Origin of the sequence: Campylobacter sp. P255, assembly GCF_003627915.1 — a bacterium.
GTDB lineage: Bacteria > Campylobacterota > Campylobacteria > Campylobacterales > Campylobacteraceae > Campylobacter_D.
In genome coordinates this window covers 59,629-77,231 of sequence record NZ_NREN01000004.1, presented here as the reverse complement: position 1 = coordinate 77,231, position 17,603 = coordinate 59,629, and the positions used below count along the sequence as shown (strand labels likewise).

The 17,603-nt window shown below is 29.6% G+C and carries 17 protein-coding genes and 1 pseudogene; 10 read left to right on the top strand and 8 right to left on the bottom strand.

Annotated features, from left to right (window positions below):
• Complete coding sequence (locus tag CKA54_RS03100; RefSeq protein WP_120759906.1) at positions 1-1,155, top strand: glycosyltransferase family 2 protein; 1,155 nt, start codon at positions 1-3, stop codon at positions 1,153-1,155.
• A gap of 55 nt (positions 1,156-1,210) precedes the next feature.
• On the top strand, positions 1,211-2,386 hold the full coding sequence (locus CKA54_RS03095; RefSeq protein ID WP_120759904.1) for a glycosyltransferase family 2 protein: 1,176 nt from the start codon (positions 1,211-1,213) through the stop codon (positions 2,384-2,386).
• Between the two features lie 51 nt (positions 2,387-2,437).
• Here the strand turns inward: CKA54_RS03095 and CKA54_RS03090 are convergent, their stop codons facing one another.
• Both CKA54_RS03090 and CKA54_RS03085 read right to left on the bottom strand, forming a co-directional pair.
• Complete coding sequence (locus CKA54_RS03090; RefSeq protein ID WP_120759903.1) at positions 2,438-3,394, bottom strand: glycosyltransferase family 2 protein; 957 nt, start codon at positions 3,392-3,394, stop codon at positions 2,438-2,440.
• Position 3,395: 1 nt separating this feature from the next.
• Positions 3,396-4,268, bottom strand: a complete 873-nt coding sequence (locus CKA54_RS03085) for a glycosyltransferase (RefSeq protein WP_120759901.1) — start codon at positions 4,266-4,268, stop codon at positions 3,396-3,398.
• Between the two features lie 97 nt (positions 4,269-4,365).
• Here CKA54_RS03085 and CKA54_RS03080 point away from each other — a divergent pair.
• A pseudogene (locus CKA54_RS03080) lies at positions 4,366-5,217 on the top strand (alpha-2,3-sialyltransferase).
• On the opposite strand, the gene CKA54_RS03075 reads toward CKA54_RS03080, so the two are convergent.
• Entirely contained in the window at positions 5,209-6,027 is an 819-nt protein-coding gene (locus CKA54_RS03075; RefSeq protein ID WP_120759899.1) for a glycosyltransferase family 2 protein, read from the bottom strand. The pseudogene CKA54_RS03080 and the gene CKA54_RS03075 overlap by 9 nt on opposite strands.
• Before the next feature lie 51 nt (positions 6,028-6,078).
• Here CKA54_RS03075 and CKA54_RS03070 point away from each other — a divergent pair, with 51 nt between their 5' ends.
• The 4 genes from CKA54_RS03070 to CKA54_RS03055 all read left to right on the top strand — a co-directional run bounded on the left by CKA54_RS03070 (position 6,079) and on the right by CKA54_RS03055 (position 9,784).
• A complete protein-coding gene (locus CKA54_RS03070) occupies positions 6,079-6,993 on the top strand; it encodes a glycosyltransferase family 9 protein (protein WP_120759897.1) in 915 nt (304 codons plus the stop codon).
• Between the two features lie 91 nt (positions 6,994-7,084).
• Positions 7,085-7,387 (top strand): HU family DNA-binding protein, encoded by a 303-nt coding sequence (locus CKA54_RS03065; protein WP_039619003.1) that lies wholly within the window; start codon positions 7,085-7,087, stop codon positions 7,385-7,387.
• 96 nt (positions 7,388-7,483) lie between these two features.
• A complete protein-coding gene (gene cysK, locus CKA54_RS03060) occupies positions 7,484-8,386 on the top strand; it encodes a cysteine synthase A (RefSeq protein ID WP_120759895.1) in 903 nt (300 codons plus the stop codon).
• Positions 8,387-8,398: 12 nt separating this feature from the next.
• Positions 8,399-9,784 (top strand): replicative DNA helicase, encoded by a 1,386-nt coding sequence (locus CKA54_RS03055; RefSeq protein WP_120759893.1) that lies wholly within the window; start codon positions 8,399-8,401, stop codon positions 9,782-9,784.
• Here the strand turns inward: CKA54_RS03055 and tpx are convergent.
• From tpx to CKA54_RS03040, 3 genes are read right to left on the bottom strand one after another with little or no spacing between them, the layout of a single operon-like run.
• Positions 9,781-10,299 carry a thiol peroxidase gene (gene tpx / locus CKA54_RS03050; protein ID WP_120759891.1) on the bottom strand — a complete coding sequence of 173 codons (519 nt, stop codon included), beginning with the start codon at positions 10,297-10,299 and terminating at the stop codon, positions 9,781-9,783. The two genes, CKA54_RS03055 and tpx, sit on opposite strands and share 4 nt — an antisense overlap.
• Before the next feature lie 12 nt (positions 10,300-10,311).
• Positions 10,312-11,649: a magnesium transporter gene (mgtE, locus tag CKA54_RS03045; protein ID WP_120759889.1), complete on the bottom strand. Its 1,338-nt coding sequence runs from the start codon at positions 11,647-11,649 to the stop codon at positions 10,312-10,314.
• Between the two features lies 1 nt (position 11,650).
• Positions 11,651-12,808: a M23 family metallopeptidase gene (locus tag CKA54_RS03040; RefSeq protein ID WP_120759888.1), complete on the bottom strand. Its 1,158-nt coding sequence runs from the start codon at positions 12,806-12,808 to the stop codon at positions 11,651-11,653.
• A 117-nt stretch (positions 12,809-12,925) separates the two neighbouring features.
• Here CKA54_RS03040 and CKA54_RS03035 point away from each other — a divergent pair, with 117 nt between their 5' ends.
• From CKA54_RS03035 to CKA54_RS03025, 3 genes are read left to right on the top strand one after another with little or no spacing between them, the layout of a single operon-like run.
• Complete coding sequence (locus CKA54_RS03035) at positions 12,926-13,645, top strand: plasminogen-binding N-terminal domain-containing protein (protein ID WP_120759886.1); 720 nt, start codon at positions 12,926-12,928, stop codon at positions 13,643-13,645.
• The gene (locus CKA54_RS03030; RefSeq protein WP_120759884.1) at positions 13,645-15,027 is read left to right on the top strand and encodes an FAD-linked oxidase C-terminal domain-containing protein; all 1,383 of its coding nucleotides are present in this window, start codon (positions 13,645-13,647) and stop codon (positions 15,025-15,027) included. The genes CKA54_RS03035 and CKA54_RS03030 overlap by 1 nt, the downstream gene beginning before the upstream one ends.
• Positions 15,027-15,839 (top strand): YihY/virulence factor BrkB family protein, encoded by an 813-nt coding sequence (locus CKA54_RS03025; RefSeq protein WP_120759882.1) that lies wholly within the window; start codon positions 15,027-15,029, stop codon positions 15,837-15,839. Before CKA54_RS03030 ends, CKA54_RS03025 begins: the two co-directional genes overlap by 1 nt.
• Here the strand turns inward: CKA54_RS03025 and CKA54_RS03020 are convergent.
• The gene (locus CKA54_RS03020; protein ID WP_120759880.1) at positions 15,786-17,042 is read right to left on the bottom strand and encodes a ComEC/Rec2 family competence protein; all 1,257 of its coding nucleotides are present in this window, start codon (positions 17,040-17,042) and stop codon (positions 15,786-15,788) included. The two genes, CKA54_RS03025 and CKA54_RS03020, sit on opposite strands and share 54 nt — an antisense overlap.
• The gene (locus CKA54_RS03015) at positions 17,039-17,602 is read right to left on the bottom strand and encodes a DedA family protein (RefSeq protein ID WP_120759878.1); all 564 of its coding nucleotides are present in this window, start codon (positions 17,600-17,602) and stop codon (positions 17,039-17,041) included. The genes CKA54_RS03020 and CKA54_RS03015 overlap by 4 nt, the downstream gene beginning before the upstream one ends.
• Between the last annotated feature and the right edge of the window lies 1 nt (position 17,603).

Here is a 17,603-nt window from a genome sequence, read left to right as displayed (position 1 = left end):
ATGAAAACCGTAGGCGTAGTAATCCCCATATATAATGTGGAAAAATATCTAAAAGAATGTTTAGATAGTGTAATCAATCAAACTTATACTAACTTAGAAATCATACTCGTAAATGATGGCAGTACAGATGAAAACTCACTCAATATTGCAAAAGAATACACTCTAAAAGATAAAAGAATCACTCTTTTTGATAAAAAAAATGGTGGTTTAAGCAGTGCTAGAAATGTGGGTATAGAATATTTTAGTGGAGAATACGAAGCACAATATATTGAAGATGAAGATGGATTAAATATTTTTAAGATTATTAGCGATAATCCACAAAATATTTATAAAATTTATAAACACAAAAATGCTTTAGCAAATGAAAGACTAGAAATTCCAAAGATTGATTATATTATCTTTTTAGATTCTGATAATTATTGGGAATTAAACTGCATAGAAGAGTGCGTTGCAAGAATGCAAAATGTAGATGTATTGTTGTTTGACTATAAATGTATTTATGAAGATGGAATTAAAGATAAGGGAAAGGAAACGAGATTTCAAAAATTTTCTTACAATGATGAATGTATTGTTAGCCCAAAAGAATATGCGCAAAGAGCAGAAGATGTTGGTATGAGAGATATTTCTTTTGGTGTTATGGGAATGATAGATTTTGACTTTTTAAGGTCTATAAAATTAAAGTTTATTAATTATATTATCAATGAAGATATACATTTTGGTATGGTTTTGTTTGCTTGTTCAAATTCTATTTGTATTTTACCTAAACCACTATATGTTTGCATTCTAAGATCTAATAGCATATCAAATCATGATAAAAAGGTTACAAAAGCAAATGTATCAGAGTATTTTAAAGATTTATACGAAGCTTTTGGAGAAAATGCTAAAGAGGCAAAAAGCTATTTAAAAGCAGCAAGTAGGATGATAACAGCTTTAGAGTTGATAGAATTTTTTAAAGATCAAAAAAGTGAAAACGCATTAGCTATAAAGGAAACTTTTTTGTCTTTTTATGTAAAAAAGGCTTTAATGATTAAAAAATTTAAAAAAGATCCTTTGAATTTAAAAGAAAAATTACCTATTATCACACCATATATAGAAACACGAATTCCTTATGATCTTTGGAAAATTTGGCAAAAAGTAAAAAGTTTTTTTAAATAATTTAATGTTTTACCTTGATACCATAAAAAACGAAAAAACAACTTGGAGATAAAGTATGAAAACCGTAGGCGTAGTAATCCCCATATATAATGTGGAAAAATATCTAAAAGAATGTTTAGATAGTGTAATCAATCAAACTTATACTAACTTAGAAATCATACTCGTAAATGATGGCAGTACAGATGAAAACTCACTCAATATTGCAAAAGAATACACTCTAAAAGATAAAAGAATCACTCTTTTTGATAAAAAAAATGGTGGTTTAAGCAGTGCTAGAAATGTAGGTATAGAATATTTTAGTGGAGAATATCAACTCAAAAACAAAACTCAAACTATAAAAGAAAATTCTTTAATAGAATTTAACATAGAAGGTAATAATCCTTATGAAATATATACTGTATATAAAAGCTATAAAGCTTTTAATAACGAACAAGATTTAACTAACTTTACCTATCCTATTATAGATTATATTATCTTTTTAGATTCTGATGATTATTGGGAATTAAACTGTATAGAAGAATGTGTACCTAGAATGGATGGGGTGGAAGTGGTTTGGTTTGATAGTATCGAATACCATGATATGGAAAAAAGTTATCTTAGACATCATAGTCGTTTAAAAGATACGGACATAAAGGAGGAATGTAAAATAAATCCTATAGAGTGGCTTGAGTGCTTAATACGAAGAAAAATTAAAGATTTTGCATTTGCGTGGAGTGGTATGATTGATTTTGATTACATAAATGATAAAAAATTAAAATTTAAAGATGGTATTTTTGCCGAAGATCATCTATTTGGAATTTTACTTTTTTCGCAAGCTAAAAATATTTATGTCTATCCTAAAGTATTTTATTATTATAGAATTCGAGCTAATTCTTTGACAAATCAAGATAAAAAAATTACTAAAGATAATATTCTTCCGTATTTTAAAGATATATTTATTGCATTTGAAGAGAATGCAGCTTTAGCAAAAGAGTATTTTAAATACGCCAGTTGGGTGCAAACTAGTTTAGAATTGGTGCAATTTATAGAAAATTATCATGACAAAAAAATTTCATCATTGTTAAAGGATGTTATTTTGTACTTTTATATCAAAAATGCATTTAAAGTTAAAAAATTTGATAAAGATCCTTTGTGTATTAAAGAGAAATTACAACTATTAAAATCTTATAAAATTTCTAAAATTAAATATAAATTACGTAATTTTTTAATTTTAGCAAAAAAAGTAAAATAATTTAATGTAATTTTGATTTAGATTGAAAATATTTATATATTACAATAGAACTTATGAATTAAAACGTTTGATTAAAAATTGTAAAAACATATAATATTTTATCGCTATTTTGTTATATATTTTTTTATACTTATACAGAATGTAGTTGCATTCTAATTTGGCTTTTTTTATCTCCCTATGTAAATTATTTATCATTAAATTGATAATTAAATTTCTTAAAAGCTTACAAATGTTTTTATTTATATTATTTTTGTTGTTTTTCAAAAAAGATTTTAGCAAATCAATTACTTTTTTTTCATCTATTAAATTTTTTTGAATTATCACTATATTTTTTATATTAACTGAACTTTTGCAGTTTTGAAAATAATAATATATATTTTTTGAGCTTGTGATTATTGTTTTGCAATTTAATATAATGAAAAAAAAGACTAAGGCATCTTCTGCCATTGTTAGTTTTGTTTGATTTTGATTTTTTAAGTGTAATAGCGCATCTAGATAGATTTGCTTTTTTATTAATTTTGAGCAAAGATTCCAATAGCATATGCTATTTTTTTGTTTTAATATAAGTTGACAATATTCAGATACGGTATAAAATTTATCTTTTAAAAAGTTATCTTTACTGATAGTACCTTGTTTATCGTATAAAAAGTTAAACCATATTAAATCAACATTTTTTTCTTTTTTTAAAAGTAAATTAATGCATTCTTCACAAGCATTAAGCTCTAGATAATCATCAGGATCTAAAAACATGATGTAAGGTGAAGTTGCTACTTTAGCACCTTCATATCTTGCTCTTAAAAGCTTTAAATTCTCTTCATTGTGTATGATTTTTATTCTATCATCTTTACTAGCATATTCTTTGGCTATGTCTATACTTTTATCACTTCCACAATCATCTACAACAATGATTTCTATATCTTTAAAAGTTTGGTTGATGCAACTTTCTAATGCTCTAGCTATATATTTTTCTACATTATAAGTTGGTAGTATGATGGAAATTTGACTCATTTTATTTTTTCTTGAATATTCTTTTTGGGTGACAAATATAATATTTAATAGTAGGATATATAACAGATAAAAAATAATATTTATCTTTAAATGAAAGTTGATAGTCAAGTTTTTCTATCAAGTCTTTTATTTTGTGTTTTTTTAATAATTTTCCATAAATTCCCTTTTTATAAAAATAGTTTTTATTTAAATTGTATATTCTCCACATTTCTGAAAATAAATGTAAAAATGGTTGATTTTCATCCAAATGCATCTTGTGGTCTATAAATTTTTTTGTTTTTTGCCATGAAAATTGACAAGTTTTTTTGTATTCCCAAAAGTAGTTTTCTAAATTATATTTACTAACTTCTTTTGCTAAGAAGTCAGGTCCTATAACCCCCCATTTAATTAATTTTTGATTGTTTATTATTTTTTCAGCTTGCATGACTAGGTTTTTACCAAATTCACTGTTTTTTGGAAATTTTAAAAAAGAAGTTGTAATTCTTGATGCGTTTTTTTCTTCATCTAATTCTTGTGAAAGAATATATTCTTGGTCTAAATTTATATAATTTAAACAAATCATATCAAGATCAACCCAAATCGCATCTTTTTGATAAAGCATATAATATCTAAAATAATCACTAAAAGCCGCTACGCCTGCTCCTCTATCATCACTAAAATAATTTTCAAAAGGAATAATTTCATTTGCATCTCTTAATTCAAAATCATCAAACAACTCATTTAATTTTTTAAAAATTTTATCGTCAATATTATAAGTATAAAGAATAAATTTATAACCATTATCTATAAAAGATTTTATAGATAAAAGCTCCATTAGCCCTATACCTTTATAACCTTTAGGTGTATACCAAAAACTACTAATTTCTTGTTTCATGTATTTTCTCTTGCAATTAAAGTAAAATTAACTTATATTTTATACGGAACAATATATAATTTTTAAGTTAATAAAATTTCAATGAATTAGGATTAAAATGAACAATGTTGTTGTTGTGGCAGGAAATGGACCTAGTGTAAAAGAAATTGACTATTCTTTGCTACCTAATGATTATGATGTATTTAGATGTAATCATTTTTATTTAGAGGATAATATTACCTAGGTAAAAAGATAAAAGCATGTTTTTTTTATTGCACGGGAATTTTTCGAACAATATTATATGATTCAAAAGCTTATACAAAATGGAGATTATGAGTGTGAAGATATAGTATGCAAGATGTATAATTTTCAAGACAGAAAAGAAAAAATTTTAAGGGAAAATTTTAAATATTTTTTTCCTATGGCTACTAATGGATATGATGCCTATTTTTCAAAGCTGAAAGATCTTAGCGCTGCTATAGATTTTGATGTTTGTTATAATTTTGAACGAGTGGAAATGTTAACAGGCACTTATGCCATATGCTGTGCTGTTGCTAGTGGTTATAAAGAAATTTACCTAGCTGGGATGGATTTTTACGAACAAGGAAATTCGCATTTTTACAGCAATTATAAAATGGATTTAAAAGAGACTGTTATACATCATAAAAACAAAGATGTTGAAATTATTAATTTTTTACAGAAAAAGTATAATGTAAAAATTTATTCTATATGCCCAAAAAGCCCTATTAATAATTTTATTCCTTTGGCAAAAGGTATAAACAATAATACATATAAACCTATAGCTAAGCCGCAAGAAGCTATTAAAAACAAATTGCTCCCAAGTGAAAAAGCTATAAGGAGATATAAAAGGATGTATTTATTATCTAATAGTTTTATCAAATTTATTTACGATGTTTTAAAGACACCGAGTGCTATAAAAAAATATTTTTCTAAGAAGTATTCAAGATAGATAAATTATTCTATTTTTTAGCCCTAAAATTTCTTTCTCTAAGATTTCTAATATTTTTTCATTAAAATGCTTATGTGGAAAAATATTAGCTAATTTTTTAATGTATTTTAAACTCCGTTTTTTATGCTCATAATTTTGCCATAAAATTGCTTTATTTTTGTTTTCATATCTACCATTTTCATTAAATTCATAGCGGTATATACATTCTTGCGATACAAAAAAACTCTCACTTAGCATAAAATTGATATAGTTAAAAAGCACATCTTCTCCATAACAAAGCCTTTCTTTGAAATCAACATACTCAAAACTTTCTAAAATCAAATTTTTTCTATATACTTTTGCCCAAACACTCCAGCAAAAATGCTTTTGATTGAGTAAGAAATTTAAAAAATCATCTTTATTAAAAAGCTCATCTTGCTTAAATCTATAAAATTTTTTAAATTTCACCCTATGTACATATGCATCAAACACTACCATATCGACATTTTTAATTTTTTCAAGCCCAAGCTCACAAGCATTAAGCTCTAGATAATCATCAGGATCTAAAAACATTATATAAGGTGAGCTTGAATTTAATACACCTATATTTCTACTAGCAAAAGTTCCTAAATTCTTTTCATTGTGTATGATTTTAATTCTATCATCTTTATTAGCATATTCTTTAGCTATATCTATACTTTTATCATTACCAAGGTCATCTACCACAATGATTTCTATATCTTTAAAAGTTTGGTTGATGCAACTTTCTAATGCTCTAGCTATATATTTTTCTACATTATAAGTTGGTAGTATGATAGAAATTTGACCCATTTTAGCTCTTTATTTTTTGATATAATTATAGCTTTTATTTTAAGGAAAATCATGAATATTTTTATCAACCTTCCTACTTGGCTTGGTGATGCGGTAATGGCTAGTGCGGCTATTTATGCCATCAAGGAAAAGTATCCTCAAGCTAAATTTACTTTTTATGGTTCTTTTGTCAGCACAGAGCTTTTTAAGCGTTTTGAAAATGCTCAAGTCTTAGTGGAAAATAAAAAGCAAAGATATAGACAAATTTTAAAAGCTAGAAAAAACCTTGGTAAATTTGATCTAGCTTTTTCATTTCGCTCAGCATTTTCAAGCAAGATTATTTTAAATCTAATCAAAGCAAAAAAAAGATTTTATTTTGATAAAAATATCCTAAAAGAAGAACACCAAGTTTTAAAGTACTTAAATTTCATAGAAGAAGCTTTGAATTTTAAAGCCGCTTCAAGTGTTTTAAAACTTCCTATCAAAGCAAAGTCAACTCAAAAAATTTTAGGTATAAATGCAGGTGCACATTTTGGAAGTGCTAAAAGATGGGAGGCAAGCTATTTTGCAAGGGTAGCAAAAGAATTTAGCTCTACGCACCAAATTTTAATCTTTGGAGTAGAAAGTGAGAGAGAAATTTGCAATGAAATTGAACATTTGCTTTCAAAAGCAGGTATAAAGGCAAAAAATCTTTGTGGTAAAACTAGCATTTATACTTTATGTAAAAACATTTCTATGCTTGATTTGCTCATCACAAATGATAGTGGTCCTATGCATATAGGCGCAGTTTATGGGGTGAAAACGGTGGCTGTTTTTGGTTCAACTAAATTTAGCCAAACCTCGCCTTGGCAAGAAAACGCTAAAATAGCTCATCTTGATCTAGCTTGTATGCCTTGTATGCAAAAAGTTTGTCCTTTAAAACATCACAAATGCATGAAAGACTTAAAACCTGAGGTGGTAATAAATTTAGCAAAAGCATTTTTTTAGCGCATTTTTCCCTATGATTTGGGCTTAAACTCTTGCAAAAGCTTGATAAATGTGTTAAACTTAAGAAACATTTTTAATCAAGGAGCTTTTTATGACTAAAGCAGATTTTATTTCTCAAGTTGCTCAAACTGCTGGGCTAACTAAAAAAGATGCAACTGCGGCTACTGATGCAGTAATCGCTACTATTACTGATGTTTTAGCTAAAGGTGATAGCATTAGCTTTATCGGTTTTGGTACATTTTCTGTAGCTGAAAGAGCAGCTAGAGAAGCTAGAGTTCCAAGCACTGGTGCTACTATTAAAGTACCTGCGACAAAAGTTGCTAAATTTAAAGTAGGTAAAAACCTTAAAGATGCAGTTGCTGCTGCTAAAACTGCTAAAAAAGCTAAAAAATAATTCTTACGCAAAAGTTTTTTAACTTTTGCGTTTTTCTTCATAGATTATGTATTAGTTTTCTTTTGATATTGTTTTTAAAAATATTAAAGGAAAAAAATGTCAATCCATCATAGTATCTTAGACTGCGTAGGCAATACCCCGATTATCTCTTTAAAAGAATTTGCACCTAATCTTTATGGTAAATGTGAGTATTTTAACCCAAGTCATTCTATAAAAGATAGAGCGGCTTTAGAGATGATAAAACAAGCTTTAAATGAAGGTAAAATCAATCAAGAAACAACGATTGTAGAAGCCACAAGTGGAAATACCGGCATAGCTTTAGCGATGATTTGTGCGAGTTTGAAGTTAAAATTAGTCATTGCAATGCCTGAGTCTATGAGTATAGAGCGTAGAAAAATGATGAGTTTTTTTGGTGCAAAATTAGAGCTTACTCAAGCAAGCAAAGGTATGCAAGGGGCGCTTGATAGGGCTAATGAGCTTTTGGGTGAAATTCCAAATTCATTTATGATAAGTCAATTTGAAAATATTAATAACAAAAATGCACACAGAAAAAACACGGCTTTGGAAATTTTAAAAGTTCTACCTGATCTTGATATTTTCGTGGCAGGTTTTGGTACAGGTGGAACCATCAGTGGTGTAGGAGAAATTTTAAAAGAACACAATCCTAATATCAAAATCATCGCTTTAGAGCCAGCTGCTTCTCCACTTTTGAGTCAAAACAAAGCTGCAAGTCATAAAATTCAAGGTATAGGTGCAAATTTTATCCCTAAAATTTTAAATCAAAAAATCATAGATGAGGTAGTTTGTATAAGCAATGAAGATGCTATAAATACAGCCTTAGAGCTAGGTAAAAATGGCATCATGGCAGGAATTTCAAGCGGAGCAAATGTTTTTATGGCTAGAAAAATTGCCCTAGAAAACTCTGATAAAAAAGTCTTGACTATGCTAAATGATACAGCTGAGCGATATTTATCAACTGATTTATTTGCAAATTTATAATTTGGAGTATGTATGAGTCAAAATAATGAGCATTTTGATTTGGATCTTGAAAGAGCGATTTTAAGCTCTTGTATTTATAGCGAAGATTCTTTTTTTAGTATTTCTTCAGATATTGAAATCAATGATTTCTCGCTTAAAGCTCATCAGGATATTTATAAAGCGATTTTAGCTTGTGTGAATGCGGGTGAGCCTATAAGCGCAAGTTTTATTAGAAAACATAAAAAAGTTGATGAGCAAATTTTAAGTGAAGTTTTAGCTACGACTTCTATCGCAGATGTAAGTAAATATGCTTATGAGCTTAGAGAAAAATCCATTAGACGTCAGCTTTTAAATTTTGCCTACACTATACCTTCAAGGGTAAATGAAGATAAAAGTATTTCTCAAATTTCAGATGAAATAGGCAAAGAAATTTTTAATCTTACCAATCGTGTAAATAGCAATAGTATCAAAGATATGACTGTTGTTATGTCAGAGTTGATGGAAGAATTTAAAAAACAAAAAGAAGCTGAAAATAAAGATATTTTAGGACTTGATACGGGTTTTAGTGAACTGAATAAAATGACTAAAGGTTTTAAGCCTGGTGATCTTGTCATCATCGCAGCGCGCCCGGGTATGGGTAAGACAACTATTTGTCTTAATTTTATAGAAAAAACACTTAGACAAAATAAAGGCGTTGTAATGTTTTCGCTAGAAATGCCTGCTACGCAAATCATGCAAAGATTAATTAGTGCAAAAACTTCCATTCCTTTGCAAAAAATTCTCATTGCAGATTTAAATGATGATGAATGGAGTAGATTAGGAGATGCGTGCAATGAATATGCACAAAAAAATCTTTATATTTACGATAGTGGCTATGCTAGCATAGCAGATATCCGTTCGATTTTACGCAAAATTAAAGCTCAAGATGAAAGCATTGAACTTTGCGTAGTTGATTATATCGGTCTTATGATGAGTAATTCAGCTTTTAATGATAGGCATTTACAAGTGAGTGAAATTTCAAGAGGTTTGAAGCTTTTAGCAAGAGAACTAAATATGCCAGTGGTTGCGCTTTCGCAATTAAATCGTTCATTGGAAAGTAGGGCTAACAAGCGTCCTATGCTTAGTGATTTAAGAGAAAGTGGTGCTATCGAGCAAGATGCGGATACGATTTTGTTTGTTTATAGAGATGAGGTTTATAGAGAACAAGAAGAAAAAGAAAGAGAAAATAAAGCCAAAAATGAAGGCAAGACCTATGAGAGGAAATTTATGCCAAATCCTGTGCAAGAAAAGGCTGAGCTTATTATAGGAAAAAATAGAAATGGACCAGTAGGACATGTGGATTTGCTTTTCTTAAAAGAAAAGTCGTGTTTTATTGAAGCACCAAAAGAAGATTTTGTGGTTACAAACTTTGAAGGTTAATTCAAAGAGTAACCATAACTTTTATGCATAAAAAGCTCCAAGTCATTAAAGTCAATTTTTCCCATCAATTCTTCAACTAGTTGTTTATAAACAACCTCGCCATCTTTAATCACAAAAGCAGATCTTGCTAGAAGACCTGCAAATATACTATTGTCTATTAACACCCCATAGTTTTTACCAAAATCTTTAAAGGCAAAATCACTTGCAACGATAATGCCATCAATCCCTTCAGTTGCACAAAAACGATCCATAGCAAAGGGTAAGTCCATGCTAATAATAATCACTTCAACATTTTTCATAGAAGCTAGTCTTTTGTTGGTTTCTTTGGCTTGTCTTGAACATACTTGAGTATCCAAACTAGGAAAACTTAGTAAAATTTGAGTTTTTCCAGGGGGTGCTATTTCTACAGGAGCGAGATTTTTAGTTCTTAATGTAAGCCTTGGAGCGCGATCGCCAACTTCTAAATCATCTCCTATGAGTTTTATTTCTTGTCCTTTGTAGCTAATGTATGGCATGCTCCTCCTTTTTTATAGTAGTATCATTTTAGCTAAAAGTAAAAAGCTAAAAAATCCTAATCCATCTGTGATAGCTGTGATCACTACACTTGAACCTACTGCAGGATCAATTTTAAATTTTTTCAATGTCAATGGCACAAAGGACCCTACAAAACCTGCCAGGGCTAGGTTAATTAGCATTGATAGGGCTATCACAAGCCCCAAAAGAGCGGTTTTAAACCATATAAAAGCTATGATACTCATAATGCTTGCAAATACCAAACCATTTAGCAAAGAAATTCCACTTTCTCTTAAGATAACCTTTTTTGCATCTTTAAATTCGACTTCATTAAGTGAAAGCTTTCTAACGGTTACAGCTAAAGCTTGTGAGCCGGTATTGCCTCCCATGGAAGCTACGATTGGCATTAGCACCGCCAAAGCTACAAGTTGCTCGATCTCTCCCGAAAAAAGACTAATGATATTGGCAGATATTAAAGAAGTGGTAAGATTGATCATCAACCAAAATGCTCTTGCCTTAGCTGCTTTAAAGGCGCTTTCTTCTTCAGCATCCTCATCAACTCCAGCTAAGTTATAAATTTGCTCTGTTGCATTTTCTTGGATTAAATCATGGATATCATCATAAGTAATTCTACCTAAAAGTACTCCATCATCATTTACAACTGCTAAAACACTTAAGTCATAATCTTCTACTAAATCAATAGCTTTTTGTATATCTTCGTGATCTTTAATACTGTAGCTTTTATACTTTTCACTATTGTTCTTAATGATATCGGCAAAACTAAGTTTAAAATCCCAAAGTAAAAGATCGCTTAGGTTGATCGCATTGCAAAGTTTTCCATGGCCATCGATGATGTAAACTTGAAAAATTTGATCTACTTGACCTGTATGTTTTAAAATTCTATATCTTTTTATCGCTTTTTCTATACTCTCATCAATAGAAGCGGTAAAAATTTCTGTTTGCATGTAAGCGCCCGCAGTATTTTCATCATAATTCTTAAGACGTAGAATTTCTTCCTTATCTTCAGAGCTTAAGCGGTTTAAGATAGCAAGAGTTTTTTCAAGATTAAGTTCTTCAAAGCGTTTGATCAAGTCAGTTGCATCATCACTTTCAAGTTCTTCAACTGCTTTAGCTATTTCAATAATGCTTAAATATTCTAAAATATCCTCTAAGATGTGATCGGGTGTGATGGTTGCTACATTTGCTAAAGTGAGTGTATCAAAAGATTTGAGGGTTTGAAGATAAAGTTCTTCATCATATCTTTTGATAGTTTTTAGTGCTTCATTGATTTCATAGGTGCTTTGATCTTTAGAAGTGTTTATAAGTTCTTGTGCTTCTAAAAATTCATTCATCTCAAAGCTCCATGGAATTTTCTATATTTTGTTCTTTAGGTGGATTTTGATAGTTTTCATCTACACTTTGTAAACGTTTTTCATAAGCTCTTGCCATTTTTAGGAATTCTTCTTTATTTTTTCCGCTTAGGCTTGATTTTGGAATTTTTACAATAGTTTCAGGATTGATTGCTTTATTATTAAGATAAAGTCCAAAATGCAAATGTGGACCCGTGCTTAAACCCGTAGAACCTACATAGGCGATCACTTGTCCTTGTTTGACTTTTTGACCCCGCTTGATTTTAGCAAAGCGACTAAGATGAGCATATAAAGTCATATAACCTGACATATGTTTAACTTGCACTACCTTGCCATAGCCACCTTTGGTTCCAACAAAACTTACAACCCCATCTCCCGCGCTTTTAACCGGAGTGCCTGTTGGTGCAGCATAGTCAATGCCCAAATGCGCTCTATATCGTTTTAAGATAGGATGATATCTTGCTCTTGTAAAACGATCTGAAATTCTTGTGTATTTCACAGGTTTGGTTAAGAAGAAATTTTCAAGCTCTTTTCCCTGTGCATTATAATAAGAGTCTTTGTATAAAAATACCGAATACTCTTTGCCTCTGATGTTAGCTAAAGCTGCGTGGATGTTGATATCACCAAAAAGCTTTCCTAGTCTTCTTTTTTGTTCATAAATCAAAACAACACTATCGCCTTTTCTAACATTTTTAAAATTAACGGTATTTTTAAATGCACGCACCATAGCTCTAGCCAAAGTTACACTACCGCTTTCATCATATACATCTTGATATGCTGAATTATTAATAGCAACACGTAAGGTTCTTTTTTCTTTAGTGTAAGAAATAGGTGTGAAGCTTAATACGAATTTATTATCTGTATTTTTATAAATGTGAATTTGCAAATCATCGCTAATAGGGATTAAAACTTGCTCAAGTTGACCTTGCTCGTCTTTTAGCATTTGGTATTTAATACCACTTGCAATTTCTGCACTTAGCTCTTTGTCTTCAGCATCAAGATTATAATATAAATTAAGCGGTATAGAATGATCTTGTAAAAAATCAAGTAAAGTTTTGCCATTTTCCCAAGAAAGTTCTTCGATACTTGAAATAGCAAAAAGTTTCATTGAAATAAGTAAAGTTATGAAAATTTTTTTCATGATATTTTAAGCCTTCTAAAATTTAAACATAAATTTGTATTTTACTTAATTTTTCTTACAATTTTGTAAGGAAAAAACAATATAATTTAATTTTTAGACATTTTTAAGGAGTATAAATTGTCAAGAATTATTTTATTGCTTTGTTGTTTTTTAGCATTTTTACAAGCTAAAAATTTTGATTTGATACAGACAAAACTTGAAAAAGTTGATGATATTTACGGCTATGTCAAAGATGATCCTAGAATTTTATTATATTCAAGCGGTATTGTAGTGCATGAGATTGATACGCAAAAATCTATCATTGCAAGAGTTAGTGTGATCGGGCGTGAAAATGGTTATGTTAAATTACAGTTTAAAGTTTTTGACATGCTAGCTCAAGATGCTATGCCTTTGCCAAATGTGTTACCGCAAGTTGGCGATAAGATTGTTTTAAATTATTTATATGATAGAGCTTTGATTATTGCTCCTGATAAAAGTGTATATGATTTTGTAGCACATAAAATGAATGGAATTTATTTTGTTCATCCTGATTTGTTTGGCGCGCACATGATACAAGAATACCGCCAAACACCAAGAAGATCAGATTTTAGATCTTTTTGTTCTAAAAATGCAGTTGGGCTTTTGGTGGTGGCTTTAGAAAAAAGAGCTGAAGTAGTTGATTGTCAAGATTTTGGCAAGATTGAAGAATTTAGCATTCCACCGGCAAAAAGTTTGCAGATACCATTTTACTCAAGAATCACAGGCTACAAAAGCGATATTTTTAGTTTAAATGATGAGGCAATTGGAAATTATTATATATATTATGAAAAATTGATTAGCTTAACTAGAGAAAAATAATGCAAGAAATTCACCAAAAATTTTTTCAAGATCTTTTAGGAGTTGAAAACGCACACTTTGACCCTATTCATAAAAGAGCGTATAGTTATGATGCTACCAAAAAACATTATTTGCCTGATGGGGTGCTTTTTCCAAGAGATGAAAATGATATCAGTCAAATTTTAAAATATTGTAATGAAAATAAAATCATAGTGATCCCTAGGGGTTCAGGTAGTGGTTTTACCGGTGGAAGCTTGGCTATTAATGGTGGAGTAGTGCTAAGTTTTGAAAAGCATATGAACAAAATTTTAGAAATTGATCTTGAAAATTTAGTCGCAGTAGTGCAACCTGGTGTGATTAATATGGCTTTGCAGGAAAAAGCAAAAGAATACGGTTTATTTTATCCACCTGATCCTGCGAGCATGGAATATTCTTCTTTAGGGGGAAATGTAAGTGAAAATGCAGGCGGTATGAGGGCTGCTAAGTATGGTATCACCAAAGATTATGTAATGGCTTTAAGGGCGGTTTTACCTAATGGAGAAATTATTAGAGCGGGCAAAAAAACCATAAAAGATGTGGCAGGATATAATCTTGCTGGAATTTTAATCGCAAGTGAAGGTTCTTTGGCTGTACTTAGTGAGATTACTTTGAAGTTAGTCGCTTTGCCAAAATTTAAAAAAACCGCAATGGGAATTTTTAATAGCATTGATGAAGCTATGAATGCGGTTTATAAAACTTTAGCTAAAGGCGTTACACCTGTTTCTATGGAATTTTTAGATCAACTTAGTATACAAGCATTAGAGCAAAAATTTCAAAAAGGCTTGCCAATGGATGCGGGTGCGATTTTGATTGCTGATGTAGATGGTAATGTGGAAGAAGCCATAGAAGCAGATCTTAAAATCCTACAAGAAAGTTTTTATGAGTCAGGTGTAAGAGAATTTAAAATAGCGAAAAATGAGCAAGAAGCAGCTGATATTTGGTTTGCTAGAAGAAACTGTTCTCAAAGTATAGCAATGTATGGCAATTTAAAGCTTAATGAAGATATTACAGTGCCGCGTTCAAAGCTACCAGAGCTTTTAAAAGGTATAAGCGAAATTTCAAAAAAATATGGTTTTAAAATTCCTTGTTTTGGGCATACTGGTGATGGAAATGTGCATACAAATGTTATGGTGAGTGATAAAAACAATCCTGAATTAGTTAAAAAAGGCTATGAAGCTGTGGAGGAAGTTTTTAAGCTTACGGTTTCTTTGGGTGGGACTTTAAGTGGAGAGCATGGCATAGGAATTTCAAAAGCTCCTTTTATGAAGCTAGCTTTTAATGAAGCTGAAATGGAGCTAATGAGAAATATCAAAAAGGCATTTGATCCAAATAATATACTTAATCCTTTTAAAATGGGACTTTGATGACTTTTAAAAACATAATCAAAATTCTTTTTGCACTAAGAGATAAAGAAATTTTAAATTATGCAGCAGCTTTAAGTTTTTATACGATTTTGTCGTTAATACCACTTTTATTTTTATGCTTTTGGGTTTTTACGCAAATTCCGAGTTTTGAAATTTATCAAGAAAAAATTAAAAATTTAATTTTCACTTTTTTGATTCCAACACAGCAAGATTTGATTACACAATACATCAACACTTTTTTAAAAAATAGTGTCAATTTAGGGCTGATCGGGCTTTTGGCTATGGCATTGACTTCGTTGGCATTTTTTTCAGGTTATGATTATGTGATCAACAAGCTTTTGCAAGAAGATTCAAAAAGTCTTTGGCATAGTATTAGTTCTTATTGGACTTTGGCAACTTTAACTCCACTTGGGCTTGGAGTGAGTTTTTATATCTCAGGTTTTATACAACAAACTTTAGATGAATTTAATATTGCTTTGAATTTTTTTGAAGTATTGCCTTATGTGATTATCTGGGCTTTATTTTTTGTATCTTATTCAAGTTCGGTTAGCAAGAAAGGGGATTTAAAAGCTTTACTTGTTAGCTCTTTTGGTGCTTCTGTGATTTGGTATATTTCTAAAATGGTATTTGTTTATTATGCGGTGTATAATAAGACTTATTTAAATGTGTATGGTTCTTTCTCGGTGATTTTATTTTTCTTTTTGTGGATTTATATTTCTTGGATTATTTATCTTTTAGGCTTGAAAACATATTTGTTTTTAAATCAAGAAAACAAAGGGAATAAACCCAAGAGAAACTACAAAAAGAGCTAGGTATCTAGAAAAAATACTCATTAAGGATAAAACCAAATAGACTATATAATAAGTCGATGAAATAGGAAAATTGACACTAGGCATTTTAAATTCAAAAAAATACAACAACAATATATCTAGCAAATTCCCATAAGAGAAAACATGTAAAAGTAAACTAAGTGGATAAAAAACAATAAAAGCCAAGCTAAGTGGTATGGCTAAAAACTGCTGAAAACTCAACAAAGGAAAGAAATACAATACAGGGATAATCATAGCAAGAAAGGTCCAAATATTAATTAAAACAGCATGAGTAAAGTTTGAAAAATAACTTTTAAAATGATGAAAATATAAATAAATATAAAAAACACCTAAAATAGAAAATAAAAATCCTATACTAAAAAGTAGTTTTGGAAAGATACTCACACAAAACGCCACACTTAAAAACAAAAATTTAAAGCTTAGTATTTTGATATGTTTGCTATAAAGATAAAAGGCAAAAAGACTCATAAGCAAAGCTCTTATATAAGAAGGGCTAAAGTCGATTAAAAAAGCATATAAAAATAAAAGTGAAAAAGCAATAATGCTAAGATCAAGTTTTAAGCTTCTGTAAGGAAAATACCGCTTGTGAAAAAAAGCATACAGCGGAGCAAGAATGAAAAAACAAAATCCAAATAACAACCCTAAATGGTATCCACTAATTGCAATTAAATGAGCAATATTGTAAAAATTCACATCATTTCTAAGTTCATTTGATATGCCTTTGGCAAAAAATAAAGCCCCATAGAATTCTTTAATTTTTTCATTTGTATGTTGATGGAGAAAATACTCCACAATAGCTTTTTCTTTTTTGTTTTGACTTTTAATCCAACCATAACTTGGCGCAAAAAAACTTTTACTTAGATACTCTTTGAAGCTGATATTTTTGGTAATAATTCTAAGATGAATCGTATCGTTTTGACTTAGGTTAAGATCCTTAAAACTTGTGGTGTAAAAAATAAATTCCGAATTTTTAAGTTTTATTACATGGTATTTTTTACCTTTTTTGTTGCTTTTTGGGTAGTAAGATAAAACAGTGTTGTCTTTTAATAGCAAATGCTTACTAAGTTTAAAATTTTGATATTTTTTATACTCATAAATAAGATTTAGACTAAAAATGATCAAAAAACACGATAATAAAATCAAAAATTCTCTATAAGGGTGTTTTATAGAGAACTGAAAAATCATTTTTTCTTAGAAAAACGTGATAAATATAACCATATAATAAAAATTAAAGTGATTATAAAAGCAGGTGCGATATAAGGATAGTTTGAAAATACTTCAAAAGCTTCTTTTAAAGTGTTACCAAAAATAAAACCAGCATATCCTAAAGCGATAGCCCAAATTAAACTTGCTAAAGTATTGATGATGAAAAATCTTATAAAACTAAATTTACAAAGTCCCGCCGCGATAGGAATGATGGTTTTTACCCCATAGATAAATTTTTGCACCACTAAGAGTATATCACCGTATTTTTTGATTTTCATCATGGCTAGGGCTATTTTTCTTCGGTGATTTTTAAAATAAGGCATAATATCTTTTTTATAATATTTACCTAAAATAAAAAGCAAGGTCGAACCTATGGTATTAGCTAAGAAAGCTAAAAAAATACACCAGTGTAAATCAAGCTTAGTAGAGCTTGCACAAAGTACACCTGCAGCAAGTATGGCCACCATACCGCCGCCAAATGAATAAAAAAATAAAATCAAATAGCCATAAGTGCTAAGATTATTTATCATTTCTTGCATG

Coding starts and splice junctions, on each gene's coding strand:
- CKA54_RS03100 (WP_120759906.1), top strand. CDS start 1: ATGAAAACCGTAGGCGTAGTAATCCCCATATATAATGTGGAAAAATAT.
- CKA54_RS03095 (WP_120759904.1), top strand. CDS start 1,211: ATGAAAACCGTAGGCGTAGTAATCCCCATATATAATGTGGAAAAATAT.
- CKA54_RS03090 (WP_120759903.1), bottom strand. CDS start 3,394: ATGAGTCAAATTTCCATCATACTACCAACTTATAATGTAGAAAAATAT.
- CKA54_RS03085 (WP_120759901.1), bottom strand. CDS start 4,268: ATGAAACAAGAAATTAGTAGTTTTTGGTATACACCTAAAGGTTATAAA.
- CKA54_RS03075 (WP_120759899.1), bottom strand. CDS start 6,027: ATGGGTCAAATTTCTATCATACTACCAACTTATAATGTAGAAAAATAT.
- CKA54_RS03070 (WP_120759897.1), top strand. CDS start 6,079: ATGAATATTTTTATCAACCTTCCTACTTGGCTTGGTGATGCGGTAATG.
- CKA54_RS03065 (WP_039619003.1), top strand. CDS start 7,085: ATGACTAAAGCAGATTTTATTTCTCAAGTTGCTCAAACTGCTGGGCTA.
- cysK (WP_120759895.1), top strand. CDS start 7,484: ATGTCAATCCATCATAGTATCTTAGACTGCGTAGGCAATACCCCGATT.
- CKA54_RS03055 (WP_120759893.1), top strand. CDS start 8,399: ATGAGTCAAAATAATGAGCATTTTGATTTGGATCTTGAAAGAGCGATT.
- tpx (WP_120759891.1), bottom strand. CDS start 10,299: ATGCCATACATTAGCTACAAAGGACAAGAAATAAAACTCATAGGAGAT.
- mgtE (WP_120759889.1), bottom strand. CDS start 11,649: ATGAATGAATTTTTAGAAGCACAAGAACTTATAAACACTTCTAAAGAT.
- CKA54_RS03040 (WP_120759888.1), bottom strand. CDS start 12,808: ATGAAAAAAATTTTCATAACTTTACTTATTTCAATGAAACTTTTTGCT.
- CKA54_RS03030 (WP_120759884.1), top strand. CDS start 13,645: ATGCAAGAAATTCACCAAAAATTTTTTCAAGATCTTTTAGGAGTTGAA.
- CKA54_RS03025 (WP_120759882.1), top strand. CDS start 15,027: ATGACTTTTAAAAACATAATCAAAATTCTTTTTGCACTAAGAGATAAA.
- CKA54_RS03020 (WP_120759880.1), bottom strand. CDS start 17,042: ATGATTTTTCAGTTCTCTATAAAACACCCTTATAGAGAATTTTTGATT.
- CKA54_RS03015 (WP_120759878.1), bottom strand. CDS start 17,602: ATGCAAGAAATGATAAATAATCTTAGCACTTATGGCTATTTGATTTTA.